The sequence below is a fragment of the Pseudomonas sp. V98_8 genome (assembly GCF_029967975.1).
GTDB lineage: Bacteria > Pseudomonadota > Gammaproteobacteria > Pseudomonadales > Pseudomonadaceae > Aquipseudomonas > Aquipseudomonas umsongensis.
Genome location: NZ_JASCAE010000088.1, coordinates 1 through 24,834, shown reverse-complemented (window position 1 = coordinate 24,834; position 24,834 = coordinate 1). Strand labels below are relative to the sequence as shown.

Here is a 24,834-nt window from a genome sequence, read left to right as displayed (position 1 = left end):
GCAATGCCGGAGAGAGGGCATGCCGAGCCCTAGCGAGGCACCGAGTGGTGGGGCAAAGCCTTTTGCTTACTTTTCGGCGTTTGGAAAAGTGAGTCGCCGTAAGGGCGAAACCCGAGGTGGCCGTTACCGCAGGAATGGATATGTACACCTCCAAGTTTATATACACAACCTCATGGTTAAGTGAACAGCATTGCGCTTGCTCATAGGGTACAACTGGCGTAAACAGAGCGCGCATCGATAGCCGCCGCGAGAGACGGCTATCGATGCGGGAAATATCTCATCCTGATCAACACGAAAGGCGAGGCGAACGTTGGTAGAGCGACGTCAGTTCAGCGGTGCCATGAAGGGTAAAAACCTTCGCTATCTCAAAGACCATGAAGGCCAGTCCGTCAGGGCTCGGGCCGGCTTCCTGTTGCTGGAACATTTTTCCTTGCCGGCGTTCACCCAGGCGCTCGACACCATCGTCACCGCCAACCTGTTGCGACCCGAGCTGTTTTCGACGAAAACCTTCGGGTTGTCCGAAGGGGAAGTCGTCAGCGACCTGGGGTTGGTGATTCGACCCGATGCGCGCCTGGACCCGGTCGAAATACACGCGCTGGACCTGTTGGTTGTCTGTGGCGGCTACCGCACGGCCCTCAAGGCAGACGAGGCGCTGACTGGCTTGTTGTGCGACGCCGCCGAACAGGGGGTTACGCTGGCTGGCATCTGGAATGGCGCCTGGTTTCTCGGGCAAGCCGGTTTGCTCGACGGCTATCGCTGCGCCATACACCCGGAGCATCGTCCGGCGCTGGCGGAAATCGCCAGGCTCAGCCAGGTCACCAGCGAGGCCTATGTGGTGGATCGCGACCGCCTGACAGCGTCCAGTCCAACGGGGGCTTTCTACATGGCGCTGGAGTGGATCAGGGGTTTGCATGACAAGGCGTTGACTGACGGTATCGAAGATATCCTCGCATTTGAAGCGTCCCGTTACCGGCGCATCAAACCCACCTTGAATGTGTCCGTCAGTGGCCCGCTGAGGGAGGTGGTCAATCTGATGGACGCCAATCTGGAAGAGCCGCTGGAGATGGAGGCGCTCTGTCTGTATGCGGGGCGGTCGCGCCGGCAGATCGAGCGGCTGTTCAAGGAGCAACTGGGCACGACACCCCAGCGCTACTACATGGATTTGCGCATCACCGAGGCGCGTCGATTGCTGCAGCACACCACGCTGACCATCGTTGAAGTCTCGGTGGCCTGCGGTTTCGTATCACCGAGCCACTTCAGCAAGTGCTACAGCGCCTATTTCGGTTATCGGCCGTCTCGGGAAACCCGGCTGGTGAAGTAACGGCTTGCTGGGGCACCGGGCATCGCGATGATGTCCGGTGCAGCGGTCATTGCGCGCCGAACAGCATCGTCCAGTAAACGCCTTGATCACTGCGTGCGTCCGTCGCATAGGCGGCACCCACCTGGGTGAAAATCGGGTTCATCAGGTTGGCGCAATGCCCAGGGCTGGCCAGCCAGCCGGCCATGGCCTTGTTCGGTGAACCTTGGCCGGCGGCGATGTTTTCACCAATCTGTCGGCCACGGAAACCTGCGGCGCGCGCGCGGTCGGCGGGCATGTCGCCATCGGGGTCGCGGTGGGCGAAGTAATTGCCGTAGGCCATGGCTTTGCTGTGCCCTTGCGCCGCCGCGCCGAGGCTGGCATTCCAGGCCAAGGGCCGCGCGGCGGCAAAGCGCTGGCGACCGCACAGGCGCGGTTTGGCCCGGGCGGCATTGACCTGGGCGAGCAAGGTTTTACCGACACTGCGCGGGTCGACCACCTGATTGTCCAGCACGGGTCGCGCCAGCAACACTTGCCATTCACCGCGACTGCGACTGACACCAATGTCGGCGTACTGGTTATCCAGCAAGGCGGCGCAATTATCACTCTGCAGCATCTCGAAGGCCTCCTCGGCATCTTGGGCACCCACCACGCGAATGGAGCGCACCGCCACGGCCTGGTACCCGGAAGCTTTCAAGCGGTCGCGCAAGCCACCGCCGTAGCCGACCGGCAAGGCCAGGCTCGACTTCAGGGCCAGCGGTGACAAGCGTTGGGCGGGACGCCGTGCACAATCTTCCGGATGGGCTCGGTAATCGTTGATGGCGTCCACCAATTGTCGCTCCGCGCCGGCGTGGGCGGGGGTGGAAATCAGGGGCAGCGAGGTCAACAGGCACAGCGAAGTGAAGCGCAAGGCGAGGGCGGTTGGGCGCATGGTGCGGACAGCTCTGGTGAGATGACAACGATGGGGAGGTGGAAAAAATGCCCGTCTAAGACTGGCGTCTTGGGACAAGGTTCAAGGCGGCGGGGAGGCGTTTTGTTTGCCGGATCGTGCACCCGACGAAGGGTATGGGGCGACTCTGTGGGAGCGAGCCTGCTCGCGATGGAGGAGCAAGCACCGCGGGGTGTCAGGCAGCCAGCGTTTTCGTTGACGACCATCGCGAGCAGGCTCGCTCCCACAGGGTTTTCATCAAACCCTAAGTGGCCGTTGCCGCAGCAATTGGTGGGCCGTCAGAGGCAGGCGTACACCACCAGTTCCACCAACATCTCCTCCCGAGCCAACCCGGCCACGACGATGGCCGCGCGATTGGGGTAGGGGGCCTGGAAATACTCGCCATAGATCGCGTTCACCGTCGCCAGGTAGCTGCGGTCAGTGACGTAGATCAGCACCTGGGTAACCGCGTCCAGGGTGCTGCCGGCGGCTTGCAGGGTATGGCGCAGATTGTCCAGGGTCTGCCGGGTTTGCGCCTCGATGCCGCCACTGACGACCTGACCCTCGCGGTCAATGGGGATCTGTGCGGTGTACAGCGTGCCATTGCCGACCACCGCCCATTCCAGTGGCGCGCGGGAGGCGAAAAGGTCAGTCTTGATCGCGTGTTTCATTGATTGATTCCTGGAGCAATACAAGGTTTTATTGGGCATCGCTGCTTTCGCCAGCACCGCGCCGACGCGACTCCTCGGTGCTTTCCACCAGCACCCGTTCGCCCAGTTTTTTCAGTTGGGTCCAGACGTCATCGTCGACGACCAGCCCCTCTGCGGGCTGCGGGTAGGTGGCAAGCAGGGCATCCTCGGCACTGAGTCGCGGCAGCAGCGCGAAGTGCCTGGAGATCAGCACATTGATGCTTTGTTCGTCGCTCTGCGCCGGTTGGGGCAGGTCATACACCCGCAGGGTCGGGTGGGTTTGCCCGGCGCTGAACGTGGCAACCATTTCCTGGCGTGCATCGCGCCAGTACACGCAAAAATTCAGCGCGTCCGAGGCACAGCGCGCCAGGTAGCCGAGCAGCAAGACACGGTTATGGCAATGGCGGATGCGGATCAACGCACTGCCGCCGCGCAAGGCCTTGCCGACACCTAGCTCGACCGCCTGGGCGGCGCAGCGCAAGACACTTTGGCCGTGGGCATCGAGGGTTAACTGCGCGGCATCTTCGTAGCAGGTTTCGATCGGGCGATCGACTTCGTCGTGGAGAAAGGCCAAGGCCTTTTTCAACGCGCCGATGCCATCGAGGCCTTGCAGTTGCAGGCGCGCGATCATCTCGGCGGCGTCGTCGCAGTCACCGGGGGCGAAGCCGATACCCTCGAAGGCCTTGCGGCAGATCACCTGGATTTCATTGAGCGAGACGCGCATATCAGTGTTCTCCGGCAGCGGTGGGCAGTGTCGGCATCACGGCGAAATTCCAGTCATCGGCGAAAGGCTGGCCAATCTCACTGACCAGTGGCGCACCCTGGAACAAGGTGATGCGCACCCAGCGGCTGGACTTGGGGTCGAACTTGCCGGCGCCGAAGAACGCCAGTTTGCAACGCAGCAAGTGGATCGGCAGCATGTTGCGGTCCATCAGGTTGGCGCGGATTTCCCCGAAGGCGCAACGGGCCATGCCCTGCAGCCGGCATACGGTGCCTTTGAACGACGGCTGGGCGAGCAGGAAATGCGCGGTCAATTGCTGCGGATGGCGTTCGCGGTAGGCCAGCAAGGCACGGTGGCAACGCTGGAGGTTGTGGGCGATGCCCAATTGCATTTCCTTTTCCGCGCCAGGCTCCATGGCACGCTCGCCCAGGCGCGGCTCTTCCTTTTCCGCCGAGCGATACCAGAAGAAGTGGTTGGCCTCGGCCCCTTCAAGGTCGTAGTCGAGCGCCCAGCGGTAGTGGGTCTCGATCAGGTTGCACAGCGCGTCCAGCGGCATCTCGGCGTTCAGGCGAAAGCCCTCGTTGACCGACATCTGCTCGGCCAGCGGATCGACCTGTTCGGGGTACAGCTCCAGCAGCAGGCTGACCAGCAATTCCTGGCAGCCAAAACCGGCATTCAGCTCGGCCCAGTCTTGCAGCCGTGACCACAGTTCGGCGCTGACAGGCTGACAGGCGAACCACTCGCTCAATCGGCCGAGATCGTCCAACGTCTGCCGATCGATCGCACTTTGCCGTTGATCCTCGGTGCTGGTTTGTTGCAGGTGTTGCCGAGCCCGCTGCAGCAGTGCCTGGAAACGCTGCGCGCGGTGCACGTCAGCCGGTTGAGCCACCACCTTCGCCAGTGCGGTTTCACGGGCACACACCCACTGATTGACCAGTTGAGGGTGATTGATCAGGAAGGGCGCCATGCCCAGCCCGGTGGAGTTGCCGACCCCCAGGTAGCGTTGCAGCTCGATGTCCAACCCGACCGCCCGTTGCGGATTGCGCGCCCGGGCCATGTGCTCGATCTGCTCGATGCTGAAATGTCGCAGCAGGTACACGGTGAACATCTGCGCGCTGAACGGTTGGGTGAAGTCGGCATTGCCTTGCAGGCAACTGAAGTCGGCGATGCCGAACTTGCCGTTGCCGTACACGGCGGTCGTGCGATACAGGTAGCCGACCTCGGCGAGTTGCCGTGGGTCTGGCTGGCAACCTTCCGCCAGCGCCCCGAGGAAGCGCTCGAAGTTGCGCAGGCTGCGGTTGGCCCGTGACAGCACCAGTACCCGCGCATCGAAACGCCCGGCTTCCTGCAACGGTACGTTACGCCGCAAGTCGGCCAGTTGCGCCTCGTCGACATCGCCGGCCAACAGCACGAAGCTGACGTCCCACTGATCGGCGATGACCCGGTCACTGCGTTTTTCCGGCGGCAGGTACATCGAGAAAATCACGCAATGATAGTGGGCACTGGCGGTGTCGATCCGATAGATCGCCGTGCCGAAGCCCTCGGTGTCGAGATCGAAGCGAGTGCGCTCGATACGCCATTGCTCGTTCATCATCTTGCGCATGCTGCTGCGCACGAAACTCAGGCGGCTCTGGAAGTGACTGCCCAGCCGTTCCAGGTCCATGACCCGGGCGGCGGGGCGCAAGGCCGAAGAGGTGTCTGTGTCGGTGTGCGACATCATTGCGATTCCTGGATTGTTCATTATCAGACTGCCTGTTCACGAGCCATCTGCCGGGCGATGCGCAGTGCATCCCAGAGCGACGGCAGGATCAGCAGCGAAACCGGTACGGCAGTGATGACGATAAAGGATTGCAGCGCCGTGACCCCACCCGAGCCGATGGTGATCAGCACCACGGCGGCCAGGCCCATGCCGATCGCCCAGAAGGCGCGCAGCCATGCCTTGGGTTTGTCATTCGCGGACATCGCCATCGCCACGGTGAAGGCCATGGCATCGCCATTGGTGGCTACCGAGATGAAGCTCAGGAACAGGAACAGCGCCGAGATCAATCCGCCCAAGGGCAGGTTCTGGGTCACGCCCAGCAGCAGGTCTTCCGGTTGCGCGCCGTGGGCGGTGACGATGCCCGGGGTTTGCAATTCCATGCCGATGCCGGCGCCACCGACGATGGTGAACCAGAACATGGTCACCAGCGGGGCGATGATCGACAGGGTCATGATCACTTCGCGAATGGTCCGGCCCCGGGAGATCTTCGCCACGTAGAGCGCCACCATCGGCGCGTAACCGATGAACCAGCCCCAGTAGAACACCGTCCACCAGTCGAGCCATTTCGGGTCGGCACGGAACAGGGTCATCGGGATGAACTGTTCGATGTGCAAGGCGAACGCCGTGGGGAAACCGCCGAGGATGAACGCAGTGGGCCCCAGCAGTACCATGAACACTGCCAGGCCAATCATCAGCCAGACGTTGATCCCGCTGACGAAGCGGATTCCCTCGAGCCCGACCAGGCAGGAGATGGTGTACATCACCGTGACCAGCACGATGGTGATGGACTGCACCATCAGGTCGTTGGGAATGCCCCACACCGAGTGCAACGCGCTGCTGATCTGCAGGCCGAGGAAACCGATCGGGCCGATGGTGCCGGCGACCACGGCGATAATCGACGTGGCGTCGGCCAGGGTACCAATCGGCCCCTTGAGTGCACGTTCACCGAACAGTGGATAGAGCAAGGTTCGCGGTGCCAGTGGCAAGCCTTTGTCGTAGTGCAAGTGCATCAGCACAATGGCCAGCAAGCTGCCCAAAACCGCCCAGGCGAGGAAGCCCCAGTGCACGAACGATTGCGCGAGCGCGGTGTGGCCTGCCGCTTCGGTATGCGGTTGCATGCCCGCGAACAGCGGTGGCGGACTGGCGAAGTGCATCATCGGTTCCGCCGCCGCCCAGAAGGCACCCCCACCGGCGAGCAGGGCGCACATGATCACGGCGATCCAGTTGAAAGTACTGGTATCGGGACGTCGGTCGACGCCGCCGAGCCTGACGCGGCCGCACTTGCTGAAGCAGATGAACAGGCTCATGGCGAAGGTCGCCAGCATCAGGATCTGCCAGTACAAGCCAAAGAACTTCGTCGACCAGGCGAACAGCGTGTTCACCAGTAGCGACACACCCTCGATGTTGACCAGGGCTGCGATCAGGAAAGCGCCGAGGAAGCCGCCACTGATCAGGAACAGTGGCCAGTCGATGTTTGTTTTCGGCGGCGCAAGGTCCAGTGGCTGGACGTCGGCCTGCAGGGTGTCGGATGTTTTCATGATGCCTCCAAAATACGCGCCTGGGGCTGTGCACCGCCGGTTTGGGGGATGAACGGGAGGCTATTGTTGTTATTTTTCATGCTGTGCTGTCCTCACGGTGTGAAACCAGGGTCAGTGGATCAAAGGTCAGTTTTGCGCAGGTGTCGCGCTTTCCAGCAGACGCAACCAGTTGAGCCCCATGATGTTGCGTACCTCGTCCTCGGCGAACCCACGGTCGCGCAGGCCCTGGGCGATGACCGGGAAATCCCGGCTGTCGCGGAACCATTGCAGCGGTGACGGCCAGTGGGCGTTGTCCTTGGAGCCTTCGCCGTAGTCCTTGTCTTTGCTCCAGCGCCCGTTGCGCATCCATTCAAGTACTTGCAGGGGTTGCTGCTGGCACAGGTCGGTGCCGATGCCGATATGCTCCACGCCCATCAGTTCGGCCGTGCTGGCAACCATGTCGCAGAACGATTCCAGGCTGCAGCCCGAGGCACCCTTGAGGTGGAACGGGTAAGTGCTGAAGCCGAGCAGGCCGCCAGACTCGGCAATCGCGCGCAGCACGGCATCGGACTTGTTGCGTTTGGCGGCGTGGAAACTCGACGGGTTGGCGTGGGAGACGATCACCGGCCGGCTCGACAGCTCAATGGCTTCAAGGGTGCTGCGCTCGGCGCTGTGGGACATGTCGATGAGCATGCCGACGCGGTTCATCTCGGCGATGACCTGGCGACCAAAGCGGCTGATGCCGTTGTCTTCGTTCTCGTAACAGCCGCTGGCCAGCAGGCTCTGGTTGTTATAGGTCAGCTGCATGATCAACACGCCGAGCTGGCGGAAGACTTCGACCAGGCTGATGTCGTCTTCGATAGGCGAGCAGTTCTGGAACCCGAAGAAAATACCGACGCGGCCTTCCTGGTGGGCCAGGCGGATGTCCGAGGCCTCACGCACCGGGCGAATCAGCTGCGGCCAGGTTTCGAAACGGCGGTTCCACTCGCCGATGCGCGACAGGGTTTCCCGGGCGTTCTCGTGGTAGGCGATGGTGGCGTGTACTGCGCTCAGGCCACCTTCCTGCATCTGGCGGAAGATGTCTTCGCTCCAGTTGGAATATTGCAGGCCATCGATCATCAATAAATCGTGCATGGTGATCTCCCGTTCAAGGTCGCACGTAGGTGGTCTTGACCACGGTGTAGAATTCGCGGGCGTATTGCCCTTGCTCGCGCGGACCGAAGCTCGAGTTTTTGCGGCCGCCGAACGGCACGTGGTAATCGGTGCCGGCGGTGGGCAGGTTGACCATCACGCAACCGGTGCGGGCGCGGCGCTTGAAGTCACTGGCATAACGCAGCGATTGGGTGATGATCCCGGCGGTGAGGCCGTATTCGGTGTCGTTCAATACGGCCAGGGCTTGCTCGTAGTCGCTCACCCGGATCACGCAGGCAATCGGTCCGAACACTTCTTCGCGGTTGATGCGCATCTGGTTGGTGGTGTGGGTGAACAGCGCGGGGCGCATGTAGTGCCCGGCCGGTTCCAGGGCGAGCAACTCGCCGCCTTCGACCAGGGTCGCGCCGTCTGCCTTGGCCAGCTGCAGGTAATCAAGGTTCTGTTGCAGTTGGCGAGCTTCGGCAACGGGGCCAATCTGTGTTCCTTGCTCAAGGGCATGGCCGACTTTCAGCTGGCGCATGCGCGCGACCAGCGCCTCGACGAACCGGTCATGGATGCCATCGCAAACGATCAGGCGCGAGGAGGCGGTGCACTTTTGCCCGGTGCCGAAAAAGGCACCGTTCAAGGCGCATTCGACGGCGATGTCCAGGTCGGCATCGTCGAGCACCACCAGGGCGTTCTTGCTGCCCATCTCCAGTTGGCAGCGCACCAGGTTGCCGGCGGTTGCAACCGCGACGCGGCGACCGGTCTGCAGGGAACCGGTGAACGTCAGCGCATCGATATCGGCCGACTGGATCAGGCTTTCACCGACCACGCTGCCGCTGCCCATCACCAGGTTAAAAGTGCCTGCGGGCAAGGGCTGGCGGCTGATGATCTCGGTCAGGGCCCAGGCGCTGGCAGGCACCAGGTTGGCCGGCTTGAACACCACGGCGTTACCGAAGGCCAGGGCTGGGGCGATCTTCCACGCGGCGGTGGCCATCGGGAAATTCCATGGGGTGATGATGCCGACCACGCCCACCGGTTCGCGCTGGACGTCGATCTCGATCCCGGGGCGAACCGAGGCTGCCGTCTCGCCCATCTGGCGCAACACTTCGGCGGCGTAATAGTGAAAGAATTGCGCGCTGCGATGGACCTCACCGATGCCCTCGGCCAGCGGCTTGCCTTCTTCGCGCGAGAGCAGTTCGCCGAGCTCTTGCTTGCGCGACATCAGCTCGTCGCCGATGGACATCAGGATTTGCTGGCGTTGTTCCAGGCCAGTGGCGGCCCATTGCGGCTGGGCGTCACGGGCGGCCGCGATGGCGTCCAGGGTCTGTTCGGCGCTGGCCTGGTGGTAGTGCCCGATCAGGTCTTCGACGTCCGAAGGGCTGTGGTTGGCGACAAGGCCCTGGCCTTCGCACCAGTTGCCGCCAATGTAGTTTTTGCAGGGTTGCAGTGCCATGGGAACCTCCGATTGCGTTGGCCCCATCTTGAGAGTATTACTCTGCAAATAAAAATTAATAATAAATATAAAACGATAAGGAAAACTAACCGTGTTGCCCGAGCTCAAGATCACTCAATTGCGTTATTTCGTGCTCGTCGCCCAGCTCAAAAGCTTCCACGGCGCGGCCCGGCAGGCGTATCGCACGCAACCGGCGTTGTCGTTGGCCGTGCGCGAGCTCGAACAGAAGCTCGGCCAGCCACTGTTCGAGAAGGGCGGTAAAACCGAGCTGACGCCATTCGGTGCGCACTGTCTGCCGCTGTTCCAGGATTTGCTCGCCCATCACGATCGCATCGCCCGGGAAGTGAGCCTGCTGGCGCGGCACGAAATCGGCCAGGTGAGCATTGCCACGGTGCCGTCGGTGGCCAGCCGCCTGTTGCCGAACCTGCTCGCGCGGTTTGTGAGCGAGCACCCGAAAATGCAGATCAGCATCCAGGACGGCACGGCCGACAGCGTGCAGCAGTTGTTGGTCCAGGGGCAGGTGGACTTTGCCATCAGCAGCGTGTGGGTGGCGGATGACAACATCGAGTTCGTGCCGATCCTGAGTGACCAGGTCGGGGTGGTCTGCCGGCATGATCATCCGCTGGTGGCTAGCGGCGGGGCGCTGCACTGGTCCAGCCTGCAAGCCTACCCGCTGGTGCGCAACGGCACTTCGCGCCTGCTGGCGGGAACGGACGCGGCAGGCTTGCTCGACAGCAGCCTGCTGTTCGTCTCCAACATGATTTCGCTGATCGCGATGCTCGAAGAAGGCATCGGCATCACCACTTTGCCGTCCCTGGCGTTTCCCAAGGGCAATGAACAGCTGGTGTTTTTACCCTTGGCCGAGCCCCGGGTGGAGCGCCAGATCGGCATCCTGTGCCGCAAGGGTCATAGCCTGTCGCCGGCAGCGGCCGAGTTGATGGGGTTCCTGCGGGCGCAGATGCAGATGCCCGGGCAGGTCAGTGATGGGGCGCAGGCTCCCCCGGCCGTAGTTTGAAACGACAGACATTGCCGCCGCGCACCATGCATTCGCTGTGCTCGACTTCAGCGTCGCCCAGCGCCCCGATCAACGCCAGGTCCAGTTCACAAACGACCGGGTGCGCGGCGGCGAGACGGTGGAACACGCAGTTGTGGGCGACGATTTCCTGATCGCCGGACGAGCGAAAAAACACCTCGGCTTCATAGCCCGCCTGATTCATGTGCTGCACGATCTTCGCTTCATCGACCACCCCATCACCTGTAGGAGCGAGCATGCTCGCGATGGTCGTAAACGATGACGCGAAAAACCTGATGCCCTGCGGCGCCCTCAGGTTTTTCGTCGGAACGTGGCCCGGAGCATGCTCGCTCCTACACCTACAAAAGCTTCCACGTGTAGTCGATGTTCACCCGCAGTTCATTGTCATCGCGGTGGCTGGCCTGCGCGGCAAAGTCGTTGCGATACCAGGCGTTGCGCACGCGCACGGCCAGGCCCTTGAGCGGGGTGCCCTGCAACACATAGGACAACTCGATATCCTTTTCGCTTTCCGTCAGGTCCGAGCCGCCCAACTTGGGCAACTCGATGTTGTCGCCACGCACGTAGCGCAACACACCATTGAGGCCCGGCAAGCCCATGCCCACGAAGTTGTAGTCGTAACGCACCTGCCAACTGCGCTCCTTGGGGTTGAGGAACTCCGAGCTCAAGGTGCCTTCGGTAATGACCAACGGCTCGGTGCCGAACAGGTAGGGCATGGCGGTCTTGCCGGTCAGTTGCATGTAGCCAGCGCCGAATTTATGCGCCCCCAGGCTGTACGTCAGCATCAAGGCCGCGTTGCGGTTGTCCACCGGGCCGGCCTTGGCGGCGCCATCTTCACCGGTGACGAACAGGCGCACGTCGGTTTTCAGGCTGCCGGGCCCCATCGGGCGATTGTCGACCAGACCGTAGAAATCCTTGCGGTACAGGCCAGCGAGATCGGCATGGTAGTACTTGAGGGTCAGTTGCGGCGACCAGGCATAGTCGCCGCCGAGGAAGGTGAAGCGGTCTGATTCGGCAGCGCCATTGAAGCGCCCGTTGGGTGAGGCTACCGTCATCTTCTGGTAGTCGGTGGAATCGCGCAGGTTGATGCGATCCAGCCAGCCGGCGTGCACGGTCAGGTCGTCTATTTCCCGGGACTTGAGATAGGCGCCACGGAAGGTCTGCGGCAGCAGGCGGGTAGGGCTGGCGAAGGCGATCGGCAGGAAGGTGCTGATGGTGCCCAATTGCAACTCGCTATTGGAAGCCCTGGCCTTGGCGGTCAGGCCCAGCTCCGAGTACTCGCTGGCAGGTGAACGGGTGGCGGGGTCGAAGGGCAGCAAGCCGGTACCGGTGCGGTCCGGTGCAGAGTCCAGGCGCACGCCCAAGAGTCCCTGGGCGTCAAGGCCGAACCCGACTGGCCCTTGGGTGTAGCCCGAACGCAGGTTGAGGATGAAACCTTGCGCCCATTCGCGAGCGGCCGCCTGGGGCGTGGCGTTCACGTAATTGCGGTCGAAGTAATAGTTGCGCACAACCAGATCGGCGTGGCTGTCGTCGACAAAACCCGCGGCGCAAGCCTGGCCAACGGACAAAACGCAGGCGCAAGCGCTGAGCGCCCTGAGAATATTCCTGAGCATGGCAGTGTTCACTTTTATTGTTGTGGGGAGTACCCGCGCCGACTCGACGCGGGCAAATGCGGTCAGGGGGTCAGTCGGCTTGAGCGCCGTTGCGTCGTACCGACAGGTAAAACATCGCCAATGCCGCGATGACGATCCCCGGCGCCGAAGCCATCATCACTCCAGCGGTGCCGGTACCCAGCGCGAGCATTTTGCCGGCCACCAAGGGGCCGCTCATGGCGCCCAAACGGCCGATGGCGACGGCGCTGCCGACGCCCGTGGCGCGTACCGACGGACGATAGAAATGCGGTGCCAGGGCATACAGTACGCATTGCCCGCCAGTGGCGAAGAAACCGGCGACGAAACCGGCCAGCAACATGCTTTGCAGTTGGCTCGCCATGCCCAGTGCAGTCAGTGAGGCGAGCAGGCCGACATAGATCAACGCGGACAGCGCCCAGGCTGGCAACCGGTCCATCACCCAACCAAGCGACAGGGTGCCGGCTGCCGCACCGAACTGCAGCGCCAGCATCACCCAGCTCGCCTGGGCACCACTGAAGCCTTGGCCGATCAACAGGCTGGGCAGCCAGTTGATCAGGATGTAGACCACCATGAGCGTAAAGAAATAGCTGACCCAGATCATCGCGGTCGACAGCGCCGCGCCTTCCCGGAACAGGCCGCGGACCACTCCGCGTGGAGCGGTGTCCTGGGCCCGCCCAAGAAACTGCGCCGACTCCGGCAGGTAAAGTCCAAGCAGCGGCACGATCAACAGGGGCACCACGCCACCGACGTAGAACACCACCTGCCAGCCGCCGGCCAGGTCGGCGATACCGATGCTGGCCGCCATTGCCGCACCCAGCGGTACGCCACAGTACATCAGGCTCACGGCAGTGCCGCGCAGGCGTGGCCCCGCCACTTCGCTGCTCAAGGCGATCAGGTTGGGCAGGGCGGCACCCAGGCCCACGCCAGTCAGGCACCGGGCGATCAGCAAACTGTTGAAGTCCCAGGCCATGGCCGTGAGCAACGAGAACAGCCCGAACAGGGCTACCGAGGCCATCAGCACGCGTTTGCGCCCGATGCGATCGGCCAGCAGGCCGCCGAAGAAGGCACCGGGCAGCAGACCGAAGATCCCGGCGCTGAAGACCCAGCCCATGTGCAGCTTGTCCAGTTCAAACGCAGCCGCCATGCCTTGGGCGGCGATCCCTGACGCTTGCAGGTCGAGGCCTTCCATCAGGGCGACGAGGAAGCACAGACCGATGGTCCGCGCCAGGTACAGCGGGGTTGTCACGTTCAGCGATGTCATGGGGATGTACCCGTTTTATTGTTGTTATGGCAAACAGAGGGTCGACCTTGTAGGAGCGAGCCTGCTCGCTCCTACAAGGTTGTGTGACGTCAGCGCTTGAGCAGGTCCAGCGCGACGTCGACGATCATGTCTTCCTGGCCGCCGACCATGCGCCGCTTGCCCAGCTCGACGAGGATGTCGAGGGTCTTCAACCCGTATTTGGCAGCGGCGATTTCGGCGTGGCGCAGGAAGCTCGAATAAACGCCCGCGTAACCCAACGCCAGGGTCTCGCGGTCGACCCGCACCGCACGGTCCTGCAGCGGGCGGACGATGTCGTCGGCGGCGTCCATCAACGTGTACAGGTCGGTGCCGTGGTTCCAGCCCAGGCGTTCGGCGGCGGCGATGAACACTTCCAGCGGTGCATTACCGGCGCCGGCGCCCATACCCGCGAGGCTGGCGTCGATGCGGTCGCAACCTTCCTCGACCGCCGTGATCGAGTTGGCCACGCCCAGCGACAGGTTGTGGTGCGCATGCATGCCAGTCTCGGTTTCTGGCTTGAGCACCGCCTTGAACGCGCGGAAACGCTCGCGCACATCCTGCATGTTCATCGCACCGCCGGAGTCGGCCATGTACACGCAGGTCGCGCCGTAGCTTTCCATCAGCTTGGCCTGGGCGGCCAACTGCTCGGCCGGGATCATGTGGCTCATCATCAGGAAACCGACGGTGTCCATGCCCAGCTCGCGGGCGTATTCGATGTGCTGTTTCGAGACGTCCGCCTCGGTGCAATGGGTGGCGATGCGCACCACCCGGGCCCCGGCGTTGTAGGCGGCCTTGAGGTCATGCACGGTGCCGATGCCGGGCAGCAGCAAGGTGGTGATCTTGGCGTGCTGGATCACATCGGCCGCGGCCTCGATCCACTCCAGGTCAGTGTGTGCGGCAAAGCCGTAGTTGAAGCTCGAGCCTTGCAGGCCGTCGCCGTGAGCGACTTCGATCGAGTCGACGCGGGCCTTGTCCAGCGCGCGGGCGATGTCCTGCACGTTCTGCAGGGAGTACTGGTGGCGCACCGCGTGGCTGCCGTCACGCAAGGTCACGTCGGAGATGTAGAGTTTCTTGCCGTTCATGAAAGGCTCCTCAGGCGTTAAGCATCGACTGCGCCATGCGCTCGGCGGTGGCCAAGGCTGCGGAGGTCATGATGTCGAGGTTGCCGGCGTAGGCTGGCAGGTAATGGGCGGCGCCTTCGACTTCGAGGAACACCGAGGTCTTGAGGCCGGAGAATTGGCCCAGGCCGGGGATGTGCAGCGGCGCGTCTTGCGGGATCACGTCGAACTGCACTTTTTGCTTCAGGCGATAGCCCGGCACGTAGGCCTGCACGGCGGCGGCCATCTCGACGATGGAGGCCTCGACCAGCGCCGGGTCCGCCGCCTCGGACAACACGAACACCGTGTCGCGCATCATCAGCGGCGGTTCGGCCGGGTTCATGACGATGATCGCCTTGCCCTTGCTCGCGCCACCGATCACTTCGATGGCCCTGGAGGTGGTCTCGGTGAATTCGTCGATGTTGGCGCGGGTGCCGGGGCCGGCGGACTTGCTGGCAATCGAGGCGACGATTTCCGCGTAGTGCACCTTGGCCACCCGCGATACTGCGGCGACCATTGGGATGGTCGCCTGGCCTCCACAGGTGACCATGTTGACGTTGAGCTGACTGAGGTTCTGCTCCAGGTTGACCACCGGCACGCAGTACGGGCCGATGGCCGCCGGCGTCAGGTCGATCAGGCGGATGCCGGGTTTGATGGAACGCAGGAAGGCGTCATTCTTCACATGGGCCCCGGCCGAGGTGGCATCGAAGACGAAGTCGATGTCCTTGAACACGTCCATGCGGGTCAGGCCTTCGACGCCTTCGTGGGTGACGGCCACGCCCATGCGCTGGGCCCGGGCCAGGCCGTCGGAGGCCGGGTCGATGCCGACCATCACCGCCATTTCCAGGTGTTGGGCATTGCGCAGGATCTTGATCATCAGGTCGGTGCCGATGTTGCCGGAGCCGACGATGGCGACTTTGAGTTTGTTCATGGTTGTTGCCCCTTATGCAAAGTCGACCGCGACACGACCGATACCCTCGATCTCGGCTTCAAACCGGTCGCCGGCAGCGACCGCGACCATCGGCCCGAGTGCGCCGGTCAGAATGATGTCGCCGGCCCGTAGCGGATCGCCCAGGCTTGCCATGGTGCGAGCCAGCCACACGGCGGCGTTGAGGGGATGACCGAGGCATTCGGCGCCGCTGCCGCTGGAGACTTCTTCGCCGTTGCGGGTCATGCGCATGCTGGCCTCGCGCAAGTCCAGACCATCGAGGCGACGGACCGGGCCGCCGAGCACGAAGCAGCCGCTGGAGGCATTGTCGGCCACGGTATCGACGAAGCGAATGTTCCAGCCCTGGACCCGGCTGCCGACGATTTCCAGTGCAGGCACCACGCCGCCGACGGCGGCCATGAGGTCGGCAAACGTGGTGTCGGCACGGGGTAGGTCGTGCTGCAGGATCAGGGCGATTTCGGCTTCAATCTTCGGTTGCAGTACGCGGGCAACAGGTACGGTTTGGTTATCGCCATAGCACATGTCGGCGAACAGGGTGCCGAAGTCCGGCTGATCGACGCCCAGTTGCGCCTGGACCTTGGGATTGGTCAGGCCGATCTTGCGCCCGACCACACGCCGGCCGCTGGCCACACCGTGGGCAACATTGAGGCGCTGGATGGTGTAGGCCGCCTCGGCATTGTCTTCACCAATCTGCTCGCGCAGTGGCGCAATGGCTTCGTGGCGGGTTTCAGCCTGACGCAGGTCGGTGGCGAGCTGTTCCAGGGTGTCTTGAATAGGGTTCATGTCGACCTCGGTGATCAGTGGGTCAGGAAGTCCAGGACCAGGCGGTTGAACGTCTCGGCGTGTTCCCACTGGGCCCAGTGGCCGCAGCGGTTGAACACATGCAATTGCGCGTCGGGCAGGCCGGCCAGCAGGCGCAGGCCGGTGTCCATGGGCACGAAGCGATCTTCGCGACCCCAGACCAGCAGGGTTTGCGCCTTGATTTCATGCAGGCGGTGGCTGAAGTCCGGGAATTGCTTGGGGTTGAGGGTGCTGCTCTTGACGAAGTTTTCCAGGTGATCGCGCCGGGCGAGGAGGTTGTCGAGGCGAGTCTGGAACAAATCGTCGGAGATGCTGCTGGCGTCGAAGACGAACACGTTCATCATCTTCTTCAGGTTTTCGATAGTCGGGTCGCGGTATAGCGCGCCGATCAGCTTGATGCCTTCGGTCGGCTGCGGGACAAAGGCGCTCGGGCCGCCGGTGCCACCCCCCATCAGCACCAGTTTGCCGATGCGCTCAGGGTTGGCGAGGGCGAATGCCACTGCACTATGGCCGCCCATGGAGTTGCCGAGGATGTGCACGCGGTCCAGGTCGAGTACGTCGAGCAGGCCTTTGAGCGCACAGGCGTTGAGGTCCGAGCGCGAGCCCTCGCAGACGATCGGGTCGCTCTTGCTCCAACCTGGACAGTCCATGAGGATCACGCGATAGCCGGCGTTCACCAAGGGCTCGATGTTGCGGTGGAAGTTGGCCCAGCCGCTGGCTCCGGGGCCTGAGCCATGGAGCATGACCACGGTTTCAGCACCCTGGCCGACGTCGTTGTAATGCAGTTGCAGATCCAGTTCGCCTTCCTTGATACGGGCAAAGCGACTGGTGGAGGTTTCGGTGAACGCAGTGGCAGTCATGACAGTTCCTTGGATTCAGTAGTTGTTGTTCAGCGGCTGGGCGCCAAGGGCGGCAAAGCCTGCGATCCATTCGGGAATCGGGCGGTAGTAGCGACCTTCGGTGCGATACGGGCCGAACGCGGACAGCGCGGCAAAGGCGGCGACCCAGGTCTTCACTTCATGGGTGGACTTGCCGGCCAGGGCCGACAACTGGTCATTGCCCAGGGCATCGAGGTCACTGACTCGACCCTGCTCGAGGGTGTCGAGAAATTCCCGGTCCCATGTCGGGTTGAGCGGGTGCAGGCTGTGCGGGTCCTGGACGAAGTCCCGGGCGGCTTGAATGACCCGGTTCTGCCGCGCCTGGCGTTCATCGGCTGGCAACTGGCGACCGCTGCCCATCAGGCGATCGGCCATGCGCGCATCGACCCTGGCCAGCTCCGGCACCGGTGGCTGGTGGGACAAGCCCCCGGAGGCGAGGAACAACACACGCTTGTCCAGCGACTTCGCCCACTGGCCGATGGCTTCGCCGAGCAGCCGGGCGCGCTTGAAACCGGGCAGGGGCACGGCGACGCAATTGATGAACACCGGAATCACCGGGCAGCCCTGCAAGCCGCCGATCAACAGCTCCAGGGGCTGGGCGAACGCGTGGTCGACTTGCATGCGGTAGGACACGGCGATGTCGACGCCAGCATCCAGGACCGATTGGGCGCAGGCTTCGGCGAGCGCCTTGGGCACGTCCAGCGGGCCGGCGGCCGTGTCGAAATCGCCAATGGCATCGGCCGCCATGCCGATGCAGAACGCCGGCATCACATCGTAGAAAAAGCCGTTGTAATGGTCCGGCCCGAACAGCACGATCAGTTGCGGGGCAAAGCGGGCGATGCGCTCGCGGGCTTCGGCGGTCATCGCGTCGACTTCGGCCAGCACCTGCGGCGTCGGGTCGACGTGGCCGACCAGCGGGGTGTGCGACAGGCAGTGCAGATAAGCGCTCATCTCAAGCCACCTGGCTGGCGACAGTCGTCGCGGGCGCTTGCGGCAGTGCCTTGAGCGCCAGGGCCAATTGATCGCAGGCCTGGCCGACGGTTTGCGGAATGGCCAGCCCGGCGAGGAACCGGTCCGGGCGTACCAAGGCGATGGACGCCGACCCACTGGCGAACCATTCCTTGAGACGACCGGTGCTGTCGCCGACGCGGATCACGCCCGGGCTCACATCACTGGCGGCCTTTAGCTGGACGTCTGGCAACACCTGGATAAACCGCGTGCCCAGGGCGCTCCATTGCTCGACTTGCGCGCGGCTCATGCCCCAGATCGGATCGCAACCCCAGGCAATGATCGCGAAGTTGCTACCGATCACTTCATCGAGCAACAGGGTGTCGCCCGCTTCAGTCAGCACCCGCGGCTGGATGAACATCTTGCCCACGGCAGAGGACTTGTCGTTGGGGGCGATCAAGGCGCCACGGGTGTATTGCGGCATCGGCTTGAAGCGCATCTCCAGGAAGTAGCGCTTGACCGGTGGCACGTAGTTGAGCAGCCAGGACACGCCATCGCGCAGGGTGCCTTGCCAGCGCTTGGGCGGCGCCAGGACATGGCCGGCGAGCACGGACAGGTCGATCATGGCCTTGGCGTGGTCGCGGCGCTCCTGTTCGTAGCTGTCGAGCAGGCTGTCGGCGGCCAGGCCCTTGATCACCAGCGACAGCTTCCAGGCCAGGTTAGAGGCGTCACGCATGCCGCTGTTGTAACCCTGGCCCTGCCACACCGGCATGATGTGCGCGGCGTCGCCGGCCAACAGCACCCGGCCCTGGCGGAATCGACCGGCCAGGCGCGCGTTGTGGGTGTAGACGCGGCTGCGGATCAGCTCGATGCGGTCGGGGTCGGGCAGTACCTTGGCGAGCAACTTGCGCATGTTCTCGGGCTTGCTCAACTCGGCTTCGGTTTCGCCGGGCATGACCATGAATTCGAAACGACGCACACCGTGGGGCAGGGCGGCTGACACATAGGGCCGCACCGGGTCGCAGCACAGGTAAACGTGTGGCGTGGCCAGCGGGTCGTTGGCGATGTCGACGACGATCCACTGGTTGGGCGCGGTCTTGCCTTCGAAGCTGATGTCCAGGCTGCGCCGCACCAGGCTGTTGCCGCCGTCGCAGCCGATCAGGTAACGGGCATGCAGGCGTTCTTCGCGACCGTTCTGGTCCTTGAGGTCGAGCACCACGGCGCTGTCGTTTTGCGCAAAGCTTTGCAGTTCGCGGCTGAACAGCACCTTGACGTTTTTAAAGCGCTGCAAGCCTTCGTACAGCACCCGGTCGGCCAGGGGCTGAATGAACGCGTTGCGCCGCGACCAACCGAACTCGTCGGTCCGGGGCTGGATGTCGGCAAAGCAGCGACCCTTTGGCGTGAGAAAGCGCATGGCGTGCCAGGGGGTGGTGTGCGGCAGTACGTTTTCGGCCAGGCCAACTGCCTGGAAGGTGCGCAGGCTTTCGTCATCCAGGCCAATGGCGCGGGGATAATCGATCAGGCGGTCGAGCTTTTCCACCAGGGTGACGTTCACGCCGCATTGGCCCAGGTAGTTGGCGATCATCAATCCGACCGGGCCGGCGCCGACGATGGCGACGTCAGTGCTCAGTTCCAGCGTGGAGGGCGAGGGTGCAGGACTCATGGGTATCTCCATACAGCGCTTTTGGATTTCTTGTTGGGCGCAGTATGTGAATCGCGGTACTGGTGGACAACGACAACCCTTGTTAGTGTGCACTGGGTGCACATCGTTGATTTGCAACAAAAAAGGAAAGATCAATGAGCGAGACCGAATACAAGTCCGTGCGGGGATTGATGCGTGGCCTGGCCCTGATCAACAGCTTGAATCGCTTCGACGGCGGGGCCAGCACCGCACAACTGGCCGAGCGCAGCGGGCTGCATCGGACCACGGTCCGACGGCTCCTGGAAACCTTGCAGGCCGAGGGTTATGTGCGGCGCAGCGAGTGGGATGACAGCTATCGCCTGACCCTCAAAGTGCGCGAATTGAGTGAGGGATTTCGCGATGAACAATGGATTTCTTCGATCGCCGCGCCGTTGCTCGGCGAACTGCTGCAAGAGGTGGTTTGGCCGACGGACCTGTGTACGCTGGATGGCGACGCCATGGTCATTCGCGAAACCACTCATCGCTTCAGCCGCCTTTCGTTCCACCGCTCCATGGTCGGCCGGCGCCTGCCGTTGCTGATGACCGCCACCGGGCGTGCCTACTTTGCGTTCTGCCCGCCTGCCGAACGCGAAGAGTTGATCGAGTTGATGATCAGCCGCGACGACGAACAGTCGCCGCTGGCTGCCGATCGCCGCTTTGTCGACCGGCTGGTACAGCACACCGTCGCCAAAGGGTATGGCGAAAACAACTCGCATTGGGGGCAGGAGCGCAAGATTGCGGCCATTGCGATACCCATCACCTTTGAGGCGAGGCTGATGGGGTGCCTGAATCTGGTCTACATCGCCAAGGCGATGTCCGTCGAGGAAGCGGCCCGCCGTTACCTGCCGGCGATGCAAGGCATGGTGCAGAAGATCCAGAGCCAGTTGGTCGGTTCATCTGCCTGAACGCTATGGGGGCGTCATGGTTGTTCTATGCAGCGTTTTCCAGATGATCGCGGTAAAAACCCAACTTTAAGATCAATAAGGATGTTTCTCATGAAAGCCAGGGCGGGCAGCCTTGCTCCTACAAGGGGTCTTGCAGCTACACCGCGGCGTCTGGTTCGCGGGCAAGCCTCGCTCCTACGGGCGAAGAACGATGACGCGATTACAAGCCATCCCTCAGTGCCTTGAGGTATTCGGGGCTATTACCGATCGAGTTGTGCCCGGTGCCTGCAATCACCTGCAGCGTCGCCACGCCCGGGGGGAAATGGCTGTAGAGGCGCCGGGTGCTTGCGCCTGGAATCACCTCGTCGTGCTCAGCGGCGATCAGGCGCGTCGGCACCGTGATGTGCTCGGCGTAGCGCCAGGATTCGAATTTATCCTTGAGCAGCCATCGTACCGGTAGCCAGCGGAACTGGCGCTCCGCCAGTTCTTCCAGGCTGTTGTACGGCGTGATCAGCAACAGTTTCGCCGCCGGGCGATAACTGGCCAGGCGCACCGCGACCCCCGAGCCCAGGCTGCGTCCGACCACCACCACCTGCGGGTGGTCGGCGTAGACCTTGTCGAACAAGCTCATGGCATCGCGAGCAATCGCTTCTTCGGACGGTGAACCGCTGCTGCCACCGTATCCACGGTAATGCAGCAAGTACAGGGCATGCTCGGGAAAGGCCCGGTCAAACTCCGGCAGGCTGCGCGAGACGTCCTCGGCATTGCCACCGAAATAAATCAGCGCCTTGGGCCCGGCATGCGACCGCACCGACACCAGCACCTGCGCCTCGTCCACGGGCAACGTCAGCAGTGTCTCGGGCGAGTCGACGGCGCGGGGCTGCGGGTAATAGATCAGTGCGCGCTGAAACACGAACAGGGCCGCGCAGAGCGCCAGGTACAGCGCGGCGACGATGACGACGAGTAACACCAGTGTTCGGGACATTCGGCTAACGTTAGTGGGCGGCATTGACGGCTCCGGGTGCTGTCAGAGTGTAGCTGGCGGTAAAGGAGGGCACCGATGCCCATCGCGCTCAAGTGGCTCAACGTGTTGCCGGCGGAAAGAGCGGCGCTGGCCCTGGGTTTCGCGTTCCATTTCTGCGTGCTTGCCAGCTATTACCTGGTACGACCGTTGCGCGATGCCTTGGGCCTTGAGGGCGGCGTCGAGAAGTTGCAGTGGCTGTTCACCGCCACCTTCGTGGTGATGCTGCTGATGGTGCCGGTGTTTGGCACGCTGGCGTCGCGGCTGCCGGCCACGCGCTTCGTCCCCTTGATTTACCGGGCGATTGCCGTGTCGATGCTGGTGTTTGGCCTGTTGATCGGCAACCACGTAGCGCCGGTGACGGTCGGGCGGGTGTTCTTTGTCTGGATCAGCCTCTACAACCTGTTCATCGTCTCGATTTTCTGGAGTGTGCTGGTCGACCGTTTCTCCAACGAGCAGGGACGACGGCTGTTCGGCTGCATCGCGGCCGGCGGCACCCTGGGCACCTTTATCGGGCCCTTGCTGGCGGCGACCATGGCCACTCGTCTGGGCCCGCTGGCGTTGACCGTCGGCGCGGCGCTGCTGCTGGAACTGGCGGTGCACTGCTATCGGGGGCTGCTGGCGAGGACGCAATCGCAGCAGGCCAACCGGTTATTGGACGAACGGCGCCTGGGGGGCAGCATCCTCGCCGGGATCACGCTGATCCTGCACTCGCCTTATCTCTTGGGGTTGGTGGCCTTCATGCTGCTGCACACCAGCGCCGCGACTTTGTTGTATTTCGAGCAGGGACGGATCGTCGCTGGCAGCTACGCTGATGTAGGCAGCAGGACGCAATTTTTCGCCGTGGTCGATTTGCTGGTGTCGGCGCTGACCCTGATCTGTCAGTTGCTGCTGACGGCGCCATTGATTCGCCTGGTGGGCATAGGTGGCGCGTTGCTGGCGCTGCCCCTGGCGACAGTCGTGGCGTTTTGCGCCATGGCACTGGCACCGGTGCCCGCCAGCGTGGCATTGGCACAGGGACTGCGCCGCGCGGTGGAGTTCGGCGTTGTCCGGCCGGCGCGTGAGGTGCTGTGGACGGTGGTCAGCCGTGAAGAAAAATACAAGGCCAAGAATGTGATCGAAACCCTGGTCTATCGTGGCGGCGACGCTGCCAGTGGTTGGCTGTCGGCCGGTTTGACGGCCCTGGGCGCAGGGTTCGGCCTGGTCGCGCTGGCGGTCGTGCCGGTGGCGGGAGTGTGGGGCGGGTTGTGCCTGTGGCTGGCAAGGCGCCAGGCGCGATTGGCCGAGTCCAGACCACCGGTGAGGGAATCGTCATGAGCCATGCGCAAGGTTTGACCCGCAGGCAAATACTCACGCTGGCTGCCGCCGCTTCGGCGGTCTTCACGCTCGGCCCGAGCGGTGCGCAAACCTCGCCAGCGGCGGGAACAGGAGGCAAGACCATGATGACCCGCGTCATTCCTTCCAGCAAAGAGCCATTGCCCGCTGTCGGCCTTGGCACCTATCGCGGCTTCGATGTGGCGCCTTCGGATCCTGCGTACCGCAGCTTGCCAGCCGTGCTTGACGCGTTGTTTGAAAAGGGCGGCAAGGTCATCGACAGCTCGCCCATGTACGGTCGCGCCGAGCAGACCACCGGCGAGCTGCTGTCGATTCACGAGCCACGATCGCCAGCGTTCCTGGCGACCAAGGTGTGGACCCGTGGCCGCGAGGAAGGCATCGCGCAGATGGAGCAATCGTTCAAGCTGCTGCAGACCGACCGCATCGACCTGATGCAGATCCACAACCTGCTGGACTGGCAAACCCACCTGCCGACCCTGCGCCAGTGGAAGGAAGAAGGACGCATTCGCTACATCGGCATCACCCATTACACCGCGTCGGCCTATGACGACGTGGAGGCCGTGCTCAAGGCTGAGCCGCTGGACTTCCTGCAGATCAACTATGCGCTGGATGATCGCGGCGTCGAAAAACGCCTCCTGCCACTGTGTCGCGACCGCGGTGTCGCAGTGATCTGCAATCGGCCGTTCGGCGGCGGTGGATTGATCGCGCGGTTGCAGGGCAAACCGTTGCCCGGTTGGGCCGCGCAAGTCGGGATCAAGAGTTGGCCACCTTTGGCACTCAAGTTCCTGTTGTCGCATTCGGCGGTGACCTGCGTCATCCCCGGCACCGGCAACCCGCGCTACATGACGGAAAACGCCAGCGCCGGTTTCGGCCCGATGCTTACCGATGCGCAGCGTCATCAGTTGATCGCTTTGCTGGATTGACGCCAGGGAAGGTTTTGAAAAGCGTGTTCCTGACTACACTGATTGAGGTCCGAAAAACCTGAGCATGCAAGACATCCCCGACCATTACACCAAGGAGATCGAACATGACTATCCGCATTGGCGATGAGGCACCGGATTTCACCGCCGACAGTACCGAGGGGCCGATTCACTTCCACGAATGGATTGGCGACAAATGGGCCATCCTGTTCTCGCACCCGAAAGACTTCACCCCGGTCTGCACCACCGAGCTTGGCTATATGGCCCGGCTGAAGCCCGAGTTCGACAAACGCAACACCAAGATCGTCGGCTTGAGCATCGACCCGGTCAGCGACCACCGCGCTTGGGTCGGCGACATCGAGGAAACCCAGGGCCATGCGGTGAACTATCCGATGATCGGTGACGACAACCTGGTGGTGGCCAAGCTCTACGACATGATTCACCCCAATGCCAGCGGTGGCCAGCGCACCGCCGTGGACAATGCCACGGTTCGTTCGGTGTTCATCATCGGCCCGGACAAGAAGGTCAAGGCGATGCTGATCTACCCGATGAGCGCCGGGCGTAATTTCGACGAAGTGCTGCGCCTGCTCGACTCGCTGCAACTGAACGCCAAGCACACCGTCGCCACGCCGGTGAACTGGCGTCCGGGCGAAGACGTGATCATTCCGACGTCGGTTTCCGATGAGGATGCGAGGAAGAAGTATCCGGATGGCTTCAAGACCCTGAAACCGTATTTGCGCGTGGTGCCGCAACCCAAGTAGGCCCTGGTGGGTGACCTGTACACCGCTCCTGCGGGGACGGTGTACAGGGGGGAATGCTATACGAGGGCTCGGCATGCCCTCTCTCCGGCATTGCTCCGTGGGTCGCCGCGATGGGCCA

22 protein-coding genes and 1 pseudogene are annotated in these 24,834 nt (G+C 63.0%); 6 read left to right on the top strand and 17 right to left on the bottom strand.

The window, feature by feature from the left end; all coding sequences use genetic code 11:
* Positions 1-310: 310 nt before the first annotated feature.
* Positions 311-1,321: a GlxA family transcriptional regulator gene (locus QLG10_RS27950; RefSeq protein WP_177411628.1), complete on the top strand. Its 1,011-nt coding sequence runs from the start codon at positions 311-313 to the stop codon at positions 1,319-1,321.
* 46 nt (positions 1,322-1,367) lie between these two features.
* On the opposite strand, the gene QLG10_RS27945 is transcribed toward QLG10_RS27950, so the two are convergent.
* From QLG10_RS27945 to QLG10_RS27915, 7 genes are all read right to left on the bottom strand, one after another.
* Entirely contained in the window at positions 1,368-2,228 is an 861-nt protein-coding gene (locus tag QLG10_RS27945) for a CAP domain-containing protein (RefSeq protein WP_282488378.1), read from the bottom strand.
* Positions 2,229-2,524: 296 nt separating this feature from the next.
* Positions 2,525-2,896, bottom strand: coding sequence for a RidA family protein (locus tag QLG10_RS27940; protein WP_110750553.1), 372 nt, complete (start codon positions 2,894-2,896; stop codon positions 2,525-2,527).
* A gap of 28 nt (positions 2,897-2,924) precedes the next feature.
* The gene (locus tag QLG10_RS27935; RefSeq protein WP_188265611.1) at positions 2,925-3,638 is read right to left on the bottom strand and encodes a DUF3726 domain-containing protein; all 714 of its coding nucleotides are present in this window, start codon (positions 3,636-3,638) and stop codon (positions 2,925-2,927) included.
* Position 3,639: 1 nt separating this feature from the next.
* Positions 3,640-5,355, bottom strand: coding sequence for a hypothetical protein (locus QLG10_RS27930; protein WP_188265612.1), 1,716 nt, complete (start codon positions 5,353-5,355; stop codon positions 3,640-3,642).
* 23 nt (positions 5,356-5,378) lie between these two features.
* Entirely contained in the window at positions 5,379-6,932 is a 1,554-nt protein-coding gene (locus tag QLG10_RS27925) for a BCCT family transporter (protein ID WP_110750547.1), read from the bottom strand.
* A 126-nt stretch (positions 6,933-7,058) separates the two neighbouring features.
* Complete coding sequence (locus QLG10_RS27920; protein WP_110750545.1) at positions 7,059-8,045, bottom strand: dipeptidase; 987 nt, start codon at positions 8,043-8,045, stop codon at positions 7,059-7,061.
* Positions 8,046-8,058: 13 nt separating this feature from the next.
* Positions 8,059-9,501: an aldehyde dehydrogenase family protein gene (locus tag QLG10_RS27915; protein ID WP_282488377.1), complete on the bottom strand. Its 1,443-nt coding sequence runs from the start codon at positions 9,499-9,501 to the stop codon at positions 8,059-8,061.
* A gap of 91 nt (positions 9,502-9,592) precedes the next feature.
* Between QLG10_RS27915 and QLG10_RS27910 the strand changes: the two genes are divergently transcribed.
* On the top strand, positions 9,593-10,516 hold the full coding sequence (locus QLG10_RS27910) for a LysR family transcriptional regulator (RefSeq protein WP_248678930.1): 924 nt from the start codon (positions 9,593-9,595) through the stop codon (positions 10,514-10,516).
* Here QLG10_RS27910 and QLG10_RS27905 read toward each other — a convergent pair.
* The 9 genes and pseudogenes from QLG10_RS27905 to QLG10_RS27865 form a co-directional block, all read right to left on the bottom strand.
* A pseudogene (locus QLG10_RS27905) lies at positions 10,479-10,748 on the bottom strand (MarR family transcriptional regulator); the annotation flags it as partial. The gene QLG10_RS27910 and the pseudogene QLG10_RS27905 sit on opposite strands and share 38 nt — an antisense overlap.
* A 124-nt stretch (positions 10,749-10,872) precedes the next feature.
* Entirely contained in the window at positions 10,873-12,144 is a 1,272-nt protein-coding gene (locus QLG10_RS27900; RefSeq protein ID WP_282488376.1) for an OprD family porin, read from the bottom strand.
* A 70-nt stretch (positions 12,145-12,214) separates the two neighbouring features.
* On the bottom strand, positions 12,215-13,423 hold the full coding sequence (mhpT, locus tag QLG10_RS27895) for a 3-(3-hydroxy-phenyl)propionate transporter MhpT (RefSeq protein WP_282488375.1): 1,209 nt from the start codon (positions 13,421-13,423) through the stop codon (positions 12,215-12,217).
* Positions 13,424-13,512: 89 nt separating this feature from the next.
* Entirely contained in the window at positions 13,513-14,523 is a 1,011-nt protein-coding gene (gene dmpG, locus QLG10_RS27890; RefSeq protein ID WP_282488374.1) for a 4-hydroxy-2-oxovalerate aldolase, read from the bottom strand.
* A gap of 10 nt (positions 14,524-14,533) precedes the next feature.
* Complete coding sequence (locus tag QLG10_RS27885) at positions 14,534-15,469, bottom strand: acetaldehyde dehydrogenase (acetylating) (RefSeq protein WP_282488373.1); 936 nt, start codon at positions 15,467-15,469, stop codon at positions 14,534-14,536.
* A 12-nt stretch (positions 15,470-15,481) separates the two neighbouring features.
* Entirely contained in the window at positions 15,482-16,270 is a 789-nt protein-coding gene (mhpD, locus tag QLG10_RS27880) for a 2-keto-4-pentenoate hydratase (protein WP_282488372.1), read from the bottom strand.
* A gap of 14 nt (positions 16,271-16,284) precedes the next feature.
* Positions 16,285-17,148, bottom strand: coding sequence for an alpha/beta fold hydrolase (locus QLG10_RS27875; RefSeq protein ID WP_282488371.1), 864 nt, complete (start codon positions 17,146-17,148; stop codon positions 16,285-16,287).
* Positions 17,149-17,163: 15 nt separating this feature from the next.
* A complete protein-coding gene (gene mhpB / locus QLG10_RS27870; RefSeq protein ID WP_282488370.1) occupies positions 17,164-18,117 on the bottom strand; it encodes a 3-carboxyethylcatechol 2,3-dioxygenase in 954 nt (317 codons plus the stop codon).
* A 1-nt stretch (position 18,118) separates the two neighbouring features.
* Positions 18,119-19,777 carry a bifunctional 3-(3-hydroxy-phenyl)propionate/3-hydroxycinnamic acid hydroxylase gene (locus QLG10_RS27865; protein ID WP_282488368.1) on the bottom strand — a complete coding sequence of 553 codons (1,659 nt, stop codon included), beginning with the start codon at positions 19,775-19,777 and terminating at the stop codon, positions 18,119-18,121.
* A 134-nt stretch (positions 19,778-19,911) separates the two neighbouring features.
* Here QLG10_RS27865 and QLG10_RS27860 point away from each other — a divergent pair, with 134 nt between their 5' ends.
* Positions 19,912-20,700: a DNA-binding transcriptional regulator gene (locus QLG10_RS27860; protein WP_282488367.1), complete on the top strand. Its 789-nt coding sequence runs from the start codon at positions 19,912-19,914 to the stop codon at positions 20,698-20,700.
* Positions 20,701-20,899: 199 nt separating this feature from the next.
* Here QLG10_RS27860 and QLG10_RS27855 read toward each other — a convergent pair whose 3' ends face one another.
* Entirely contained in the window at positions 20,900-21,688 is a 789-nt protein-coding gene (locus QLG10_RS27855; RefSeq protein ID WP_282488366.1) for a hypothetical protein, read from the bottom strand.
* A gap of 51 nt (positions 21,689-21,739) precedes the next feature.
* On the opposite strand from QLG10_RS27855, the gene QLG10_RS27850 reads away from it, so the two are divergent.
* The 3 genes from QLG10_RS27850 to QLG10_RS27840 all read left to right on the top strand — a co-directional run bounded on the left by QLG10_RS27850 (position 21,740) and on the right by QLG10_RS27840 (position 24,716).
* Positions 21,740-23,017 carry an MFS transporter gene (locus tag QLG10_RS27850; protein WP_282488365.1) on the top strand — a complete coding sequence of 426 codons (1,278 nt, stop codon included), beginning with the start codon at positions 21,740-21,742 and terminating at the stop codon, positions 23,015-23,017.
* Positions 23,014-23,958: an aldo/keto reductase gene (locus QLG10_RS27845; RefSeq protein WP_110750531.1), complete on the top strand. Its 945-nt coding sequence runs from the start codon at positions 23,014-23,016 to the stop codon at positions 23,956-23,958. The genes QLG10_RS27850 and QLG10_RS27845 overlap by 4 nt, the downstream gene beginning before the upstream one ends.
* Before the next feature lie 104 nt (positions 23,959-24,062).
* Positions 24,063-24,716 (top strand): peroxiredoxin, encoded by a 654-nt coding sequence (locus QLG10_RS27840; RefSeq protein WP_020796455.1) that lies wholly within the window; start codon positions 24,063-24,065, stop codon positions 24,714-24,716.
* The last annotated feature ends 118 nt before the right edge of the window (positions 24,717-24,834 follow it).